Raw genomic sequence first — 17,472 nt, forward strand, 5'->3', positions numbered from 1 at the left:
ACTATTTTCCTCTATATGAAAGATTTATTAACGAAATGTAAAAATAAAGTGGAGGGCTTAGTTATGGGAGCGATTCAGCAAATATATAATAAATTGTATCATTGTTACGGCTCGCAAGGATGGTGGCCTGCGGATACGGTGTTTGAAATGATGATAGGAGCAATTCTTGTTCAGCGAACAAATTGGAGTAATGTAGAGAAGGCGTTGTGTCAGCTCACCCCTTATTTATCACCAGAGCAATTAGAAGCGTTACCCATGGAAGAATTAGAGGTAGCAATTCGTTCAAGTGGTTTTTATAGACAAAAGGCAAAGCGAATAAAAGCTTTTCTTCATTGGTACAAAGAATATGATTATCAACTTGCTCATTTGCGACATGTAGAAACAGAAACGTTGCGAGCGGAGTTATTAAGTATACATGGTATTGGCGCTGAAACAGCTAATGTCTTATTACTTTACGCATTTCAACGTCCTGTTTTTGTTGTTGATGCTTATGCTCGTAGGATTTTTGCTCGATTTGGTTTGGACATGCCGGAAAAGGAGCAAGTGTTTCGGCTTCAGGTGGAGACGGAATGCGTATTAGATACAGAGGGCTTTAAGGAATTTCATGCTCTAATCGTGCAGCATGCGAAAGAGCATTGTAAAATGAAGCCGATTTGTTCAGGCTGTCCGTTGGTTGACGAATGTGAGCGAAGAGGTGTGTAGCTAGAAAGCCTTTTCACCCACTTGTTTATAGTATAAGCAAAACGACGGCTTTTTTCGCCTTAAAGATTTGGCGATAAGCCAAGTTTATCTACAGAGGCTTTTAGATAATGCTTTAGCGGTACTAACAATGAGTGGGGGGAGACATAGATCCCCCCACTCCATTTTTATTTACCATACAATTTTTCGTTAACCATTTGATTCAACACATGATTAATACCAATTGTTTGGTCAACATCAATGACAAAAGCAATCCCTTTGCCGGCTGTATTTAATTCTGCTTCCTCTTCTATCGCTTTTAAAACAGCATTTGTCTTATCTTTACTAATTAAAGTGAGGACGACTTCTTTCTCTGGTTCAATGAGAATATTAAACAGCTTTGCTTTTTCATGAATGCCAGTTCCTCGTCCGTTTAGAATGGTCCCACCTTCAGCGCCAGCTTTTTTAGAAGCGTCGACTACTTTTTCACTATTTCCTTTATTGACAACGGTAATAATTAGATCATACATGATTTTTTCTTCCATTTTCAGCTCCACATCTCCTTCGTGCGGTTCATTATCATTGTCTTCTAAACCCAATAAATGCTGTGTACCGGTAATTTTCTTTGTGTCAATGACAAACCCGATCCCTTGTCTTGGTTTGTTTAAATGGACGGAATCAATAATTGCCTGCATAACCTCGGGATAAATTTCTTCTTCAACGAGAGTTAAGATGATTTCCCTTTCTCGTTCAATGGGAATGCCGAGAAACCGTTCTTTCTCATTTGTTCGATAACCTCTTCCGAATAGAGTCGTTCCGCCGCGGGCACCAGCTTCCTTAGAAGCACGTATGACCTTCTTGGCTTGTTCTTTTTTAACGATCGTAACGATGAGTTTTTGTTTCGGTTTCTTCATGGACATACTGCTCCTTCTCCTTTCTGCTATATAAGATACCTAATGTGAGAACAGATAAAATAGGAGCCAAAGCTACAAGTGCAACCATACCAAACCCATCAAGCAATGGATCTCGTCCCTCGGTGACGGAAGCAATCCCAACAAACATTGCTAGAATAAATGTTGCAGTCATTGGGCCTGTAGCAACCCCTCCGGAATCAAACGCAATCGATGTAAATGTTTTCGATGCGTATTTTACCATAACTAGCGCCAGAATATAACCAGGCAAGATAAAAAACCAAATCGAGAAACCAGCAAGAATACGAACCATGGACAAAGCAACAGATAAGCCAACACCAATAGAAACAGTATAGAGTAGAACCTTCTCAGGTATGTATCCACTAGAAGCTTTTTCTACTTGTTGAATGAGTACACGGACTGCTGGCTCGGCATAAGTGGCAAAAAAGCCGAGCACAAAGCCAATCGGGATCAAAATCCATGTATGATCAATGGAGCCGAGGCTCTTTCCGAATTCTTCTCCAATCGGTAAAAATCCAATATGAACGCCTTGGAGGAAAAAAGAAAGTCCAAGAAATGTTAGTAAGATCCCTAACGTAATATCTAGTAACTTACGCACGCCGAGCTTTAAGAAAAACAATTGAAAGATAGCAAATAATACAATTAACGGCAAAAGCGCGATGGCGACTTCACTCATTGTTTGTCCAAACCCTTGAAAGACTTTTATATTCATCCGTAAATCACTCCTAAAATTAACACCGAAAGAATAGGACCAAGAGAAGCTAAAGCAATGAGACCAAAGCCGTCCTGAGAGGCTGACCTTCCTCGTAAAACAGAAGCGACTCCGACTCCAAGCGCCATAATAAACGGCACCGTTAATGGACCAGTTGTAACGCCACCAGCGTCAAAGGATATTGGCACAAAGCTAGAAGGGGTAAAAGCCGCTAGAATAAATATTAGTCCATAACCACCAGCAAGGATATATGTAATAGGTATGGAAAAAATAATTCGCATAAGTGATAAACCGACAAATATTCCTACACCTAACGCTACAGCTAGGATAAGAACTGTTTTAGAAATTTCTCCGTTCGAAACTTGGTCCACCTGTGTAGATAAAACACGCACATCAGGCTCAGCAATCGTAACGACACTGCCTAATAAAACCCCAAAAAAGAGAATGAGCCATACCATTTTTGTTTTTGATAAGGCAGAGCCAATCATTTCACCAACAGGAAGCATGCCAATATTAACGCCTAATAGAAAAAGAATCAATCCTATTCCTACCATGAAAACCCCAATTAAAAATTGTATGAATGTCTCTATAGGCAACCATATGAGTGTGAACTGTAGAAGGGTAATTACGATTGTAATCGGTAGAATTGACTGAACAACCTCAACAATCGTCTCTTTTATATTGTCCATTAACTTCCTCCTTCATGAATGGATCTGTATTAGTGTAGACTTTTAAATTTATGCCTTTTAATGATTACAAAAATATACTAACTATGTACGTGATTCGTATCGAATGTCTAATCCTTAAGGAAAGAAATGTTGTACAGTGGGTTTTTTATATGAAATCCCGATTGATGGTGCTGGAAGACTTCGCTTAAATACTAGTTGAAATGGGTAGATAACAGTACCTATATCCCTTTTTTACACTATAGGAAAGTATAAAAGTTGATAGTATAAGAAAAACTATGCCATTCGCCATAAGACTTGGCGACAAGCCAAGTTTTTCTAATACGATCAGAAAGTATAAATATTAGATGCTTTGCTTTGGGATAAGGAAATAACAGAATAAGCCAAGTCCGGCTTAAGCGCCCAGCAACTAGGCGACTTCACTTCATTGCCCTAAGCAAGTCATCATCGGTTCGTACTAAATAGGAAGGCCGACTAAAGACGGGCTTGCCGGGGCGCCGGCATACTCCTGTTGCAGGAGCATGATTCCTAAAATTTTCGTTGATTCGTTCCACTCGCTACGTTGCTAAACGGGCGCCCCGAGCCTTTGTTCCACTTTAGGAAAGAATAGAATTTATCGTCTGCGAAAAACAATAGATTTTACTATAAAGACTTAGCAGTAAGCCAATCTTTGCTAAGTTTATTCGTGGGGAATTAAAGCGTTTATTTTACACTATAGGAAGTAAAAATATTAAGGTTTATAGATTCGTCTATTAAGATTTGGTGATAAGTCGTTTTTCTAATATATATATAAATTATACCATTATCATGAACTAGTAAAAATAAGAATGCATCGTAATTGTAAAAATATTTCATAATAAACGTAGTTTGCTATTGAATATTTATTCGTTGTAGTGCATAATGTTACAATAATAGATTATAAAAGGAGTGACCGTTTTGGGGAAAGAGAGGATTGTTTTAGCTTATTCTGGTGGGTTAGATACATCTGTAGCTGTCCGCTGGCTACAGGATAAATACAATTATGATGTAATAGCTGTTGCCCTTGATGTGGGGGAAGGGAAAGACCTTGATTTTATTAAAAATAAAGCATTACAAGTAGGCGCTGTGAAATCGTATGTCATTGATGCCAAAGCTTTGTTTGCAAATGAATTTGTCCTTCCAGCACTGCAGTCGAATTTATTATATGAAGGAAAATATCCGTTGATTTCTGCTTTATCACGCCCGCTTATTGCTAAGATTTTAGTTCATATTGCAAAAGAAGAAGGCGCTGTTGCAGTTGCGCATGGATGTACAGGAAAAGGAAATGATCAAGTACGGTTTGATGTTGCCTTTACGGCGTTAGATCCTAGTTTAGACATTGTCGCACCTGTAAGGGAATGGGCAATGTCAAGAGAAGAAGAAATTGCTTATGCGAAAGAACATCAAATCCCAGTACCAATTGATTTAGATAATCCGTTTAGTATTGACCAAAATCTTTGGGGGCGAAGTAATGAATGCGGTATTTTAGAAGACCCATGGGCGGAAGCTCCGAAAGAAGCGTATGATTTAACAATAGATCCAGAGGAAGCACCTGATAAACCGCAGATTGTGGAAATTGCTTTTGAACAAGGAAAACCTGTCGCTATTGACGGAGAAAAATTATCATTAGAAGCGCTTATTTTACAATTAAATCAAGTTGCAGGAAAGCATGGAGTTGGTAGAATTGATCATGTAGAGAACCGCCTTGTTGGTATTAAATCACGCGAGATATACGAAGCGCCAGCAGCAGTTACGTTAATTGCTGCACATCAAGAGTTGGAGGCGTTGACGCTAACGAGAGAGGTGGCTCAATTTAAACCGCTCATGGAGCAAAAACTAGCACAAGTGGTGTATGATGGTCTTTGGTATTCACCTTTGACGAAAGCTTTAATAGCATTTATTACAGAAACACAGAAGGATGTATCAGGTATCGTAAAGGTGAAGCTGTACAAGGGGCAGGCACAAGTAGTAGGTAGAAAATCGAAACAATCGTTATATGATTTTGATTTGGCAACATATAATGCTGAAGATTCGTTTGATCATGAAGCAGCACTAGGATTTATTAAATTATGGGGGCTTCCGACAAAAGTTCATGCAACCGTTAATCAAACGCATCGTTCTGTAGAAGAATCCGTAAAAGAAGCGATTTTAGACGTGAAAGAAAAAGAAAACTTACCGCTATAAAAGACATTCCGCAAAAAATTCTAATCTCTAACTAAGAATGAAATAGGATGCATTGCCAAGGCAGAAAAAAATGTTGCCTTGGCAATTTTGTTTCAGAGGTGTTGTAAGTCTCCCATTTAAAAAATTGATGATGGTGAGTTGACAAGTTTAAGTAGGGGGATAAAAGAAAACCCCTACTGTTTGAAGATGAACAGCAAAGATTTCATTAAATTTTACTTTTTACAGCGCTTACCCTAAACTTTTTGCTCACAGAAGCCCATTCACTTACCAACGATAAAAAAATACTGCTATAATATAGAGTATTCGTTTTAAAATGGCAAGGAGGAAGGAAACGTGGAAAAAGCAGGAAAAATGATCGTGCATATTGTTTTATTGTATATCATTTTTCAATTTGGTAATTGGATACAACGCACGTTGCATTTATTTATCCCAGGAAGTGTGATTGGGATGATGGTATTGTTTATATTATTAAGTACGAAACTTATCCGAGTCTCGTGGATTGAAGAAGGTGCCAATTACATTGTTGCTAATTTAGCCTTCTTTTTTATTCCTGTAACAGTAGGAATTATAGATTACTATGATCTGTTTTTAGGGAAAGGTGCTTTATTAATCTTGATTGTCTTAGTAAGCACCATGTTAGTAATGGGCGGTTCAGGCTTTTTTAGTCAGTGGCTAATGCGTAGAAAGGGATGGGAACATGAGTGAGTTTGTAATTGCTATCTCAGCTATTATTGGAACGTTTTTCATTTATCATCTTGCACTGAGGATACATAATACATGGAAGTATTCTTTAACCGCTCCTGTTCTAGTAGCTACTATTCTCATCATCAGTGTTCTAATCATTTTTCGTATCCCTTATGAGACGTATATGGTTGGGGGAAAATGGATTAATGAATTACTCGGACCTGCAGTAGTTGCGCTTGCTTATCCGTTATATAAAAATAAAGATACATTAAAGCAGGTAGCTGCTCCTATATTAGCAGGTACGCTACTAGGCGGAGTTGTTGGAATAACTACAGGTCTATTGCTTGCCCAATGGGCAGGTTTTGAGTCCGCGATCGTATATTCGTTAACGCCAAAATCAGTAACAACACCTGTGGCTATGGCTGTAACGGATACGATTGGTGGAGTAATGCCACTTGCTGCTATATTTGTCATGATTGCTGGTATTGGTGGTGTACTTATGCACCATTATGTATTTCGCTTATTTCAAGTCAACCACTATTTAGGAAGAGGTGTGGGCATGGGGAGTGCTTCTCATGCCATTGGTACAGCTACTTCCATGGAGGTAAGCCAATTAGAAGGAGCAGTCAGTACCATCTCTATGGTGATTAGTGCTGTAGTAGTGTCTATTATCACACCAAGTCTCGTACAGCTTATGATGTAACGATGAAATTGGACTTTATGTAAGGTTAAGTGATCAACGGGGAGGGCTCTAACTCCCCGTTTTTTTATGGTCTAGGAAATTATAAAATTTTGCAGCTGTGGATAAACGTACTAAGTTATTTAGCCACGTCCGGCTCCAGCGCCCAGCAACTAGGCGACTTCACGAATCGCCCTACGATAAGTGATCATTGATTCACCATGATTCCTAAAAGTTTAGTTGCTTCGTTCCACTCGCTACGTTGCTAACCGGGCGCCCCGAGCCTTTGTTCCACTATAAGAAAGTATAAAAATTATTATTGATTATAGTATAAGAATAAACGAAGGCTTCAGCTATGGGACTTGGCGGCAAGCCAAGTTTTTCTAATATTATAGGAAAGTAAAAAGCTTAAAGGTTTATCGTATAAGAAAAACTACAGCTTTCGCCATAAGACTTGACGATAAGCTAAGTTCTTCTTATACTCCTTAGTTGCCATGAACTAAAAAAACCGCAATGTAGTTCTATCATCTAGTAAAATTAGTGCCGCTTACTTAACCAAAGTACACCTGATTTTGCAATACGCGGCAATAGACCAGTCAATGATTTCTGCATCATATTGCCAAAGCCATCTGATTTTCCAAGTGATCCTAATGTTCCTTTTAATCTAATTTCTTTTGGTTTCTTCGGTTGTTTTCCTTGCAATACAGCTAACAACACTTCCGCTACGCGTTCGCCTTGTTGGCCAGCAAGCTGACCGCTCGGTGAAAATTCGGAAGAAGCGCAGTCACCTACTACGTATATATTTGTATTCTCTGGCACTTGGAAATACTCATTGACAATAATTTTTTCTTGTTCATCTTTAGCAAATGAAAGTTCTCGCACTAAATAATTTGGTCTCACGCCAGCTGTCCAAATAGTAACGTCATTAACATAGCAAACACCGTTATTGCAAACGCCATCCTTTTCCACATACTCTACGTTTGCATGATGTAACACGTCAACATCATTTGCAACAAACCATTCCGCTACATATTGTTGAATTTTAGGATCAAATGCTTTTAATACGGTTGCACCACGATCAAGTAAACGAATATTTAAGTCAGGTCTGCTCTCTCTAATTTCTGAGGCTACTTCAATACCACTTAATCCAGCACCTACAATAGACACCTTCCCATATGCTTTTAAATCACAAACAGCAACCCCTGTTTTTCTTGCATTGGAAAATGTCTGTACACTGTGCGTGAACTCTTTGGCGCCTTCAATACCATGATAGTTATCTTCACAACCTAATCCGATGATGAGGTAATCGTACTTGATAACCTCACTTTTATTGGAGAAAGTAATTATTGCATTGGATGTATCCACTTTTTTAATTTCTCCATACACATAACGAACACGTTCATCGTCAGGAAAATGGAGGCGTACGTCTTTATCTGCAGACGTCCCAGCTGCAATTGTATAAAATTCTGTTTTCACAGAATGATAAGGATTCCTGTCGACAAGTGTAATTTCTACATCTTCTGGCAACTGATGGTCAAGTAAACTTAATAGCGCTTTCAGACCGCCATATCCCCCGCCTAATATGACTAGCTTTTTCATGCCACAAAACCCCATCTCTAAATTTTCTTTTGAATAATTATGAAACATAGCTCCAACTTATTATTTTAACGAAGGAAATTTATTTGAACAACCCCTTCTATGCTTATTCTAGCGAACATTATAACCAATGTCATCACTAGAAATCTTATAAGTTTATGTTTTAAGATTAGTAATTTTATAAAAAATAATCTAATTAACGAGTTACTATATGAAGCTGTGATATACTAGGCAAAAAGGAGGGGAAGAAATGGAGGAACAGGCAATTCAAGATATTTATCCAGAAGATTATGCTTGGTGCTATGGGTGTGGAAGACTTAATGAATATGGGCTACAATTAAAAACAGTATGGGATGGTGAACAAACGGTAACTACATATACTCCACGTAAAGAACATACGGCGATTCCGGGCTTTGTATATGGGGGCTTACTTGCTTCATTAATTGACTGTCACGGTACTGGCTCCGCTTCCATGGTGTTGCATAAGAAAAATGGGTATGTCATTGGGGATGGGGCAGAGCCACCTCGCTTTGTTACTGCATCCTTGCATGTAGATTTTATGAAACCAACGCCACATGGTACGCCACTGAAAGCAATTGGTATGGTAGAGGAGATCCATCCGAAAAAGTTTAAAATTATGACGGAAGTTTATGCGGATAAAATTTGTTGCGCCAAGGCAGAAGTAGTCGCAGTAGTCATGCCAGAAACATTTACATGATAAAAATCGTCATGACGCTAGACCGGAACCATCTCTTTATTTCTACGCAGAATTTGATAGACAAAAGCTTTCATAATAAAAAATAACTTTTGCCATAACCAGCTGTAACGAATTGAAATAATGAATGACTTCGCAAAGGGGTATCTAGAAAAATGCAACGACTTACGACGAGTTCTTTATTGGATGTAATTGGGGAGTTGTTTTCTGATGAAGTTTCTATTGCTGTTACTTCGACGACAGCGTATATCTACTATCGTCCAAGCTTACGAGTTGATTTGAAAATTCGTCCCGGTGACCCAATTAAGGAAGGAACGCTAGCAGATAAAGCAATTGTCTCCGAACAAAAGGTATCCGAGTTTATTGATCGGCAAATATATGGTGTTCCTTACCATGGAATGGCTGTACCATTTCACTATAACAATGAACTAGAAGGTTGTGTAATGGCGATTTATCCAGCGCTAACAGAAGGTAAGTCTGTTATTACAGTGAAAACATCAGATGGTTGGAAGCCGCTTTCGTTTCATGATGTCCTTTACTTGGAAGTAAAGGAAAGGAAGACATGGGTGGTTACGAAAGAATTTACAGGTATACATCGGAAAGCACTTCAGGAATTTGAATATATGTTACCGAGGGAATATTTTATCCGTTGTCATCGGTCATTTATTGTGAACGTAAACCATATTACACATATTTATCCTGATACACATTCTACTTTTTTGTTAGCTATGGATAACGGAGATCAACTTCCTGTAAGTCAATCGTATTCCAGTTATTTCCGAAAATTATTAGGCTTTTAGGTCTGTGTTTTAAACAATATATATTCTGCTTCAATCCGATTCTATCTATTTCTGTCATAGATCCGCAAATAAGAAAGCGCTTCATATAAAATAGATTGTATATTCTTAATAAAATGGAAAGGGGTCTAGGGATGGGGAGAAAATTGGATAGAATCGGCGATGCTCGTTTACATGACCGAGTAGTGACTGCGGAAGAAGCAGCATCTTGGATTCAAGATGGTATGACGCTAGGCTTAAGCGGCTTTACCCGGGCAGGGGATGTAAAAGCTGTGCCGACAGCGCTTATTCACCGAGCTGAAGCGGGTGAAAAACTGAAAGTCAATGTGTTTACAGGCGCCTCTTTAGGCTCTGATATTGACAAAATGATGGCAGATGCAGGTATTATTCATAAACGCTTGCCATTTCAGGCTGATCCGACGATGCGAAAGAAAATAAATGCTGGGGAACATTTATTTGTTGATCATCATCTTTCGCATACGGCGGAAATGGTAAGAGCAAATGTGTTAGAAAAGGTGGATTACGCCATTTTGGAAGCGATTTCTATAACGGATGACGGGCAGGTCATACCAACTACTTCGATTGGAAATTCGCTTGTCTTTGCGGAACATGCAAAGTCAATAATCATTGAAATCAATACGTCACAATCACAATTATTGGAAGGCGTGCATGATTTATATAGTCCTAATCAACAGGGGGAACGAGAGCCTATACCGCTCCAAAAAGTTGCAGATCGGATTGGAACAATCGGTATTCCGATTGATATAGAGAAGGTTCGAGGAATTGTATTTACAAACCAGCCAGATTCTCCATCGACGATTGTACAGCCAGATCATGAAACAGAAATAATGGCTAGTCATTTACTGGATTTTTTACGAAAAGAAATTGCCGAGGGGCGTTTAACAGAACAATTGGCTCCTTTACAATCAGGAATTGGTTCCGTTGCAAATGCGGTGCTTCACGGTATGCTCCAGTCGGAATTTAAAAATTTAGAAGTGTATTCGGAAGTGTTGCAGGATGCTGTATTTGATTTAATAGATGCTGGAAAAGTAAGCGTTGCTTCTTGTTGCTCCATAACATTATCAGAGCAAAAAATGCAGAATGTTTTTAGCAGGTTTGATGCCTACCGTGATAAAATCATTATGCGTCCGCAAGAAATTTCCAATCATCCGGAAATTATTCGTCGCCTAGGTATTATTGCAATTAATACGGCTTTAGAAGCTGATATATACGGAAATGTAAATTCGACACATGTATGTGGAACGAAGATGATGAATGGAATTGGCGGTTCCGGTGATTTTGCTAGAAATGCTAGGTTATCCATTTTTGTCACGAAGTCCAATGCAAAAGCAGGCGATATTTCTAGTATTGTGCCATTTGTATCGCATGTGGATCATACAGAGCATGATGTGGATGTACTTGTTACGGAGCAAGGCTATGCAGATTTAAGAGGTTTAGCTCCGCGAGAGAGGGTTCCATTAATCGTTGAAAATTGCGCACATCCGATGTATAAAGAGCAATTATGGGAATACTACAGAGACGCTTTACAAGGTGGGGGACAGACACCGCATAATTTGGAAAAAGCGTTTAGTTGGCATATTAATTTTGCGAAAAATGGGACGATGAGTGAACTAATCGAACAAAAATAATTTTTTAATAAGCGCATGAAAACAAAGGGGTTCCAAATAATATAATTATAAGCTTCATTTCTTTATTAGAGAGATGAAGCTTTTTATTTGCGTTAAGAAGGTATGGAATTTTAATGTTTAAACTTTTGCATATAGATTTGACTAGACGGGTGAAGTGCAGCCATTTGCGTTTTGTAAAGCGCAGTTAAGTGAATGGCAGTAGTTCTTAAAATTTAGATCCTATCGTTGTATAGAAAATATAAGTCGTCTATTATGGAAGCTTTACTACATGGAGGTAAAAATATGCAATCATCAGCAGTGTTTCTTGACCGTGACGGTGTTATTAATGAAGTATTGTCAGATCGTGTTAAGTTTGTTAATCAGCCAGAAGATTTTTTCCTGTTGCCTAGTGTTGGAGAAGCAATAAAACAGTTTAACATGCTCGGTTATGCTGTATTTGTTGTAACGAATCAGGGTGGTATTGGCTTAGGTTATATGACGGAGGATGATTTAACGAACGTTCATCAAAGAATGACAGAAGAATTGGCAATTCACGGTGCAGTAATTGATGCTATTGCGTATTGCCCGCATAAACCACATGCGGGATGTGCTTGCAGAAAGCCACATCCGACTATGATTGAACGATTAGCTAAGAAGTATCAGATTGATTTACCGGCTAGTTATATGATTGGCGACCGGCATGTTGATATGGAAACGGGGAAAAAAGCTGGTTTAACCTCCATACTGGTCGGGGGAAGAGAAGAGGATATGCGAGATGCGGATATGGTGTTTCCGAATTTATCGTATGTTGCTACCTATTTAACAGGATTTCAGGTCAGGTATAAAGGAAAAAAGGCAAGTTCTGCACGGAATGAATTAAAAAAGTAAAACACATCAAACCTTTTTAAGCATGTATAAAAAGAGGCAACCTCCATTTATCAGGGCTCGAGGTTGCCTTGCATTTTCGTTTAACACATTTCAATACAAGAATAGCATGATCGGTGCGATTCTTCTCAGACGTACTTAAGTTTAAGATAAGCGAGCAATTCGTTCATCTAAGCTTGGGTGTGTTGAAAATATAGACGCTTTCTTATTACCGTTAATTTTTAATGTAGCAATAGCTTGTTCTTCCTGACGTACACGATTGGAATACAACTTTAATGCTTCTAATGAATGACGCATTTTATCTTTTCCTGCTAAGTCAGCCCCACCTTTGTCAGCATGAAATTCTCTGTGTCTGGAATAAGCAAATACAAGGAGACTACCAAGTGCAGAAAAGATGATCTGGAAGAAGATAATCGCTAGAAAATGCACAATAGGCGCTATTTCTTCTTTTACAAAACGAGTCACAATGAAAGCCGCGATGCGCGCAAGGAAGACGACAAAGGTATTTACAACCCCTTGCAGTAATGTCATTGTTACCATATCGCCATTGGCAATGTGTGCAACTTCATGGGCAATCACCCCTTCAATAGCGTCATCATCCATTTCCTGTAATAAACCACTTGATACAGCAACAAGTGACCGTTTCTTAGTAGGCCCTGTAGCAAACGCATTTACTTCTCTTGCTTGATAAATCCCTACTTCAGGCATGTGCATTATTCCGGCAGCACGCGATAGACGATGTACTTTATCAACAATTTGTCGCTCTTGCGCGTTCAAATTGCCATTAGGATCTAGCACCTGTACACCCATCATTTTTTTGGCCATCCAACGAGACAACCCTAATGAGATAAAAGATCCTGTGAAACCAATAATGGCACTGAAAATGAGTAATGTACCAAGTTGTAATTGCCCATTCTCACCAATATAATTCCATGTTCCAGGTATTAGCATAAAAATAATACTAATCGTTAACAGCACTAAAACGTTTGTTAATAAAAAATAGAAAATTCTTTTTCCCATCCACAATGCTCCCTTTTTTATGAGATTAATGTTTTTAGACACTTGTCACAATGCTATTATAGATTGTTTTTTTAAAGGTAACAACAAATAGTAAGTAAAAATTTAGCGTTATAGGCAAACCACCAGCCGTCGTGCGGAGCGTGAGTCTCCCTCCGTTATGAAAGCTACTTGTCCCTATGTAAGTTTTTACATAAGTATCAGATGCTTTCAGAAAACGATGACTTTTGTCATAAAGATCGTTTATTTGACAAACGTATTTGAATAGGGTATTTTAGTTACATAAAGTAACCTAGTTATAAAGTGAACCTTTAATGTAGGCGAGTGTTTTCTCCTCTATTCGTTCCTTGTTGAAATAGGAAGTATATAGTAGACGTTCCGTATGCGCGCTTACCATGAAAAAGATAGGGATACAATAACTACGTTGCTTTGTAATAAATTGCAGCAGGAATGGAAAGTTTAGAACTAGATAAGGATCATATTTCTCTATTTTGATAAAACTTCTATCCAATCTAGCAAGAAGAGAGTGTAAAATATTTTGTGTAAATAGAAATACCAATTAAACAAGTTCATAGAAAAAGGAAGACCCTTTTTGTAGAATAAAGTTAGCACACAAAATTCACAGAAAAGAGGTCTTCCCTATGAACCATCTTACTACAGATTTAATTGAAGCACTAGCAAAAAAACAAGATATTGAAGAAGTTTTTCGCCGTCATCTAGAAGAAGCTATTAACCAATTACTAAAGCATGAATTAACTGTATTTCTGGATTACGAACCGTATGAACGCAAGGGAGTTCATTCAGGTAACTCTCGTAATGGGTTTTATGACCGTACTTTTAAGACGGAGTACGGTGAGCTACAACTTCGTATACCAAGGGATAGGAACGGAGAATTTCAACAACAAACAGTGGCTCCATATAAGCGTTCTAATGACACGCTGGAACAGTTTGTTATTCACCTTTATGAAAAGGGAATCACAACAGATGAAATCGCACATCTAATCGAACGAATGTACGGACATCATTACACCAAACAGACCGTATCTAACTTAACAAAATTGGTAGCAGAAGATGTACAAGCATTTCATGAACGTAAATTAGAAAACCGTTACGCATGCATTTACTTAGATGCTACTCAAATCCCTATCCGTCGTAACACGGTAGAGAAAGAGTCTGTATATATTGCAATTGGGATCACGGAAGACGGCATAAAAGAAGTATTAGACTTTACTATTGCACCAACAGAATCCGCACACGTATGGGAAGAATTGATGCAGGAACTATATCAGCGTGGTGTTGCAGACGTTCTGCTCTTCATCTCAGACGGTCTAACTGGCATGACAGATGCTATTCACCGTGTCTATCCTAAAGCAAAGCATCAGGTGTGCTGTGTCCATGTTGCCCGCAATATTGCTAAGAAGGTTCGTGTCAAAGACCGTGCAGAGATACTTAGTGACTTTAAAACGGTTTATCATGCCATAGACAAAAAAGAAGCCCTACAAGCGTTAGAACAGTTTCAAAGCAAATGGGAAAAGACATATCCACGTGTCATTGACGCAGTTGTAAAAAATGAACAATTATTAACATTTTATGAGTTCCCTGCCTCTATTCGACGGAGTATCTATTCGACAAATTTAATTGAAGCCTTCAATAAAGAAATAAAGAGATACGTCAAACGAAAAGAGCAGTTTCCAAACAAGGAGGCTTTAGAACGTTTTCTTGTCACGCGATTTCTAGAGTATAATCATAAATTCAGCATGCGCTGCCATCGAGGCTTTGATCAGGCAAAATCTGAATTAGTTGCCTTGTTCGAATCTCTGGAAAATGGGACTTAGAACCCGCCATCCTTGACCTTGTTTACGGTCGTGGTGTATATCTACTGGCGGGTGCAGAAAATATAGCCACATAAGGCTCCACCCGCTTTTTTATGGTACCACGACCGTACTCTTCTATACTCTCGCTGGCAGGGTCCCCTATGCCCAACACAGCGAATCACAAAGAAGAGGCACAAGGTCAAGGACAAGCAGCTAACGCTGTGGCTATAGAGATTTCCTGATTATTTATTCAGAGTTAACATCTACAAAAGGGGATTTACACAAAATTATTGACACACCCAGCAAGAAAAATAAAGGAGACAATATTATGGAAAAAGTAAAATTAGCAGTCATTTATTACAGTTCTACAGGAATTAACTATCAACTAGCGAACTGGGCAAAAGAAGCAGCAAGTGAAGCAGGTGCAGAAGTAAGGCTTGTAAAGGTTCCAGAGCTTGCACCAAAAGAGGCAATCGCAGCTAATCCAGCATGGCAAGCCCATGTTGAGGAAACAAAAAATATATCCGAAGCTACTTCAGACGATATTGAATGGGCAGATGCCATTATTTTCTCTACACCAACGCGGTTTGGTAATGTCGCTTCACAGATGAAGCAATTTGTAGATATGCAAGGTGGCCTTTGGGCAGCTGGTAAAACAGCTAATAAAGTTGTAAGTGCAATGGCTTCTGCTTCTAATCCACATGGTGGGCATGAAGCGACCGTTTTATCTTTATATACATCCATGATGCACTGGGGTGCAATCATTGTATCACCAGGATATACAAATGAAGTTGCTTTTACATCAGGGGGAAATCCGTATGGTGTTAGCGTAACACAAGGACAAGACGGAAAAATGGTAGAAGATGTTGAAGAAGCTGTGAAGCATCAAGCAAGACGTACGATTGATGTAGCTAAAAAAATGAAAGCTTAAGGTAAAAAAAAGCAGCTGTTTAAACAGATACTATACCCCTATTTTTACGACTGATTCATTCTTTATTGGGTCAGTCGTTTTTTTACACTATAGGAAAGTATAAAAGTTTAAAGGTTTATAGTATAAGAAAAACTATGCCATTCGCCATAAGACTTGGCGACAAGCCAAGTTTTTCTAATAATGGCTCTGTTAAAGGTAAATGTTGATGTTTGAAACTTAAGGTGTGCCTACTAAATATCTAGACAACATCTTACTTGGTTTTTAAATTATTGGTAGCCGTAGCAATGAAAGCACTAAACACAATATGAAAGAGTTCCTTTTGTCATCATTTGTATTTGAAATGAAGGATACTTGTGATAGTTTGCGGCTTTCAAAATTCACTATGACATTTAGCCTTTGAAGGAACTTTTATTAAAACTTAATCGTAATAAGAATAAATAAACAAAATTTGATTAGGGGTGATATAAATGTTTGGAGAAGAACCTAAGTGTACTAAATGCGGTAAACAAATCAAAGGTGACGATGTTGTTTTTATAAAAATGCGCTACCCAAAGCGTAAAGGGATGACAGAAATAAAAGCGTATTTAAAAAACGAAGGAAGTTTCATATGTGGAGAATGTTTCCATTAAAAATCAAACTAATTTGATGAAATTGACATATGTAAAACAGGAATGGGGCTCATATAAAACAGATTTTCCTATATTCCTATTTAAAACAACATGCAACATGAACAAAGTCACTATAAATAAGCAACTACGAATAGTATTCAAGCTTTATAAAACCCTTATGCAATTATCTCTTCCTTTTTTGAGTAAGTAATATTCCTTCCATGTTTCATATATTAATTGAATAAACTTGTTATACTTCCCTAAGACGAATATAGTAAAAGCAAAAACGATGGCGTTCTTCCGCTGTAAGAATTGGGGATAAAACAAGGTTTGTTAACAACAAATATAATATTGATAAATAATTTTATATGTTTTTGTAATCAATGATTAATTTAACTATAATTGGATGAATTATGTTTCATTTTCTTTGAAAGGGGAGGTATATGATAAATTTTATAAAGTTGAATCTAGTAAGTATTATATATGCGTTTATAGCACTTATTCCCATTCAACTTATTGGTAACGTCTATCGAATAAATCGGCTTACAGGTTGGAAGATAGCGACAATAAATACAATTACTGCTGTCGTAATCATCATTGAATTTATAGTTGGTACAATTTTGATACTCATCAGCTTTTTCATCGTTATCGGTATGAATCAAATCTCCTTCTTCCAAATCAGATAAACTTATTAAATTCTTTTCTTCATCATCAGTCATGAAATCCGTATCTTTTACTGGATACTTTGCAATTTCATCAATCGCATACTGTATGTCCGAATTTTGTTCATTTTTTTGCTTTATAATCTGTGTTTTCACGTTAGGGTCATAATCCAATTTCATCGCTTCGCCAGAATTCAATTCCATTGGTTTTGATTCACATAGTTTTTGGCTTCGCTCAAAACGCAA

Annotated in this window: 16 protein-coding genes and 2 pseudogenes; 12 read left to right on the top strand and 6 right to left on the bottom strand. The window is 38.0% G+C overall.

Translation table 11 applies throughout. The annotated features are described in order from the left end of the window. The first annotated feature begins 15 nt into the window (after positions 1-15). On the top strand, positions 16-702 hold the full coding sequence (locus B2C77_RS02380; protein ID WP_254843921.1) for an endonuclease III domain-containing protein: 687 nt from the start codon (positions 16-18) through the stop codon (positions 700-702). A gap of 164 nt (positions 703-866) precedes the next feature. Here B2C77_RS02380 and B2C77_RS02385 read toward each other — a convergent pair whose 3' ends face one another. From B2C77_RS02385 to B2C77_RS02395, 3 genes are read right to left on the bottom strand one after another with little or no spacing between them, the layout of a single operon-like run. After that, positions 867-1,592, bottom strand: coding sequence for a P-II family nitrogen regulator (locus tag B2C77_RS02385; protein ID WP_254843922.1), 726 nt, complete (start codon positions 1,590-1,592; stop codon positions 867-869). Beyond that, the gene (locus tag B2C77_RS02390; protein WP_077702243.1) at positions 1,552-2,322 is read right to left on the bottom strand and encodes a DUF1538 domain-containing protein; all 771 of its coding nucleotides are present in this window, start codon (positions 2,320-2,322) and stop codon (positions 1,552-1,554) included. The genes B2C77_RS02385 and B2C77_RS02390 overlap by 41 nt, the downstream gene beginning before the upstream one ends. Further along, entirely contained in the window at positions 2,319-3,011 is a 693-nt protein-coding gene (locus B2C77_RS02395; RefSeq protein WP_077702244.1) for a DUF1538 domain-containing protein, read from the bottom strand. Before B2C77_RS02395 ends, B2C77_RS02390 begins: the two co-directional genes overlap by 4 nt. A 933-nt stretch (positions 3,012-3,944) precedes the next feature. On the opposite strand from B2C77_RS02395, the gene B2C77_RS02400 reads away from it, so the two are divergent. The 3 genes from B2C77_RS02400 to B2C77_RS02410 all read left to right on the top strand — a co-directional run bounded on the left by B2C77_RS02400 (position 3,945) and on the right by B2C77_RS02410 (position 6,597). Continuing rightward, complete coding sequence (locus B2C77_RS02400; RefSeq protein ID WP_077702245.1) at positions 3,945-5,210, top strand: argininosuccinate synthase; 1,266 nt, start codon at positions 3,945-3,947, stop codon at positions 5,208-5,210. 333 nt (positions 5,211-5,543) lie between these two features. Continuing rightward, a complete protein-coding gene (locus B2C77_RS02405) occupies positions 5,544-5,915 on the top strand; it encodes a CidA/LrgA family protein (RefSeq protein ID WP_237342823.1) in 372 nt (123 codons plus the stop codon). Further along, positions 5,908-6,597 (top strand): LrgB family protein, encoded by a 690-nt coding sequence (locus B2C77_RS02410; protein ID WP_077702246.1) that lies wholly within the window; start codon positions 5,908-5,910, stop codon positions 6,595-6,597. Before B2C77_RS02405 ends, B2C77_RS02410 begins: the two co-directional genes overlap by 8 nt. 513 nt (positions 6,598-7,110) lie before the next feature. Here the strand turns inward: B2C77_RS02410 and B2C77_RS02415 are convergent. Then, on the bottom strand, positions 7,111-8,172 hold the full coding sequence (locus tag B2C77_RS02415; protein WP_077702247.1) for an NAD(P)/FAD-dependent oxidoreductase: 1,062 nt from the start codon (positions 8,170-8,172) through the stop codon (positions 7,111-7,113). Between the two features lie 247 nt (positions 8,173-8,419). Between B2C77_RS02415 and B2C77_RS02420 the strand changes: the two genes are divergently transcribed. From B2C77_RS02420 to B2C77_RS02435, 4 genes are all read left to right on the top strand, one after another. Beyond that, positions 8,420-8,887 carry a PaaI family thioesterase gene (locus B2C77_RS02420; RefSeq protein WP_077702248.1) on the top strand — a complete coding sequence of 156 codons (468 nt, stop codon included), beginning with the start codon at positions 8,420-8,422 and terminating at the stop codon, positions 8,885-8,887. A gap of 152 nt (positions 8,888-9,039) precedes the next feature. Then, a complete protein-coding gene (locus tag B2C77_RS02425; protein ID WP_077702249.1) occupies positions 9,040-9,684 on the top strand; it encodes a LytTR family DNA-binding domain-containing protein in 645 nt (214 codons plus the stop codon). A gap of 131 nt (positions 9,685-9,815) precedes the next feature. Then, positions 9,816-11,330 carry a succinyl-CoA:acetate CoA-transferase ScpC gene (scpC, locus tag B2C77_RS02430; RefSeq protein WP_077702250.1) on the top strand — a complete coding sequence of 505 codons (1,515 nt, stop codon included), beginning with the start codon at positions 9,816-9,818 and terminating at the stop codon, positions 11,328-11,330. A 282-nt stretch (positions 11,331-11,612) separates the two neighbouring features. Next, a complete protein-coding gene (locus tag B2C77_RS02435) occupies positions 11,613-12,197 on the top strand; it encodes a D-glycero-alpha-D-manno-heptose-1,7-bisphosphate 7-phosphatase (protein ID WP_077702251.1) in 585 nt (194 codons plus the stop codon). 141 nt (positions 12,198-12,338) lie between these two features. Here B2C77_RS02435 and htpX read toward each other — a convergent pair whose 3' ends face one another. Next, positions 12,339-13,214: a protease HtpX gene (htpX, locus tag B2C77_RS02440; RefSeq protein ID WP_077702252.1), complete on the bottom strand. Its 876-nt coding sequence runs from the start codon at positions 13,212-13,214 to the stop codon at positions 12,339-12,341. 638 nt (positions 13,215-13,852) lie between these two features. Here htpX and B2C77_RS02445 point away from each other — a divergent pair. The 4 genes and pseudogenes from B2C77_RS02445 (at position 13,853) to B2C77_RS02460 (ending at position 16,585) form a co-directional block, all read left to right on the top strand. Continuing rightward, positions 13,853-15,046, top strand: a complete 1,194-nt coding sequence (locus B2C77_RS02445) for an IS256 family transposase (RefSeq protein WP_077701822.1) — start codon at positions 13,853-13,855, stop codon at positions 15,044-15,046. A 307-nt stretch (positions 15,047-15,353) separates the two neighbouring features. Continuing rightward, positions 15,354-15,956 (top strand): NAD(P)H:quinone oxidoreductase, encoded by a 603-nt coding sequence (wrbA, locus tag B2C77_RS02450; protein WP_077702253.1) that lies wholly within the window; start codon positions 15,354-15,356, stop codon positions 15,954-15,956. A 220-nt stretch (positions 15,957-16,176) separates the two neighbouring features. Continuing rightward, positions 16,177-16,356, top strand: a pseudogene (locus B2C77_RS02455) (IS1595 family transposase); the annotation flags it as partial. A gap of 67 nt (positions 16,357-16,423) precedes the next feature. After that, on the top strand, positions 16,424-16,585 hold the full coding sequence (locus tag B2C77_RS02460; protein ID WP_077702254.1) for a Fe3+ hydroxamate ABC transporter substrate-binding protein: 162 nt from the start codon (positions 16,424-16,426) through the stop codon (positions 16,583-16,585). A gap of 671 nt (positions 16,586-17,256) precedes the next feature. On the opposite strand, the pseudogene B2C77_RS22455 reads toward B2C77_RS02460, so the two are convergent. After that, positions 17,257-17,453, bottom strand: a pseudogene (locus B2C77_RS22455) (protein rep); the annotation flags it as partial. Positions 17,454-17,472: the final 19 nt, after the last annotated feature.

The organism is Virgibacillus dokdonensis, from assembly GCF_900166595.1.
GTDB classification, from domain to species: domain Bacteria; phylum Bacillota; class Bacilli; order Bacillales; family Amphibacillaceae; genus Virgibacillus; species Virgibacillus dokdonensis.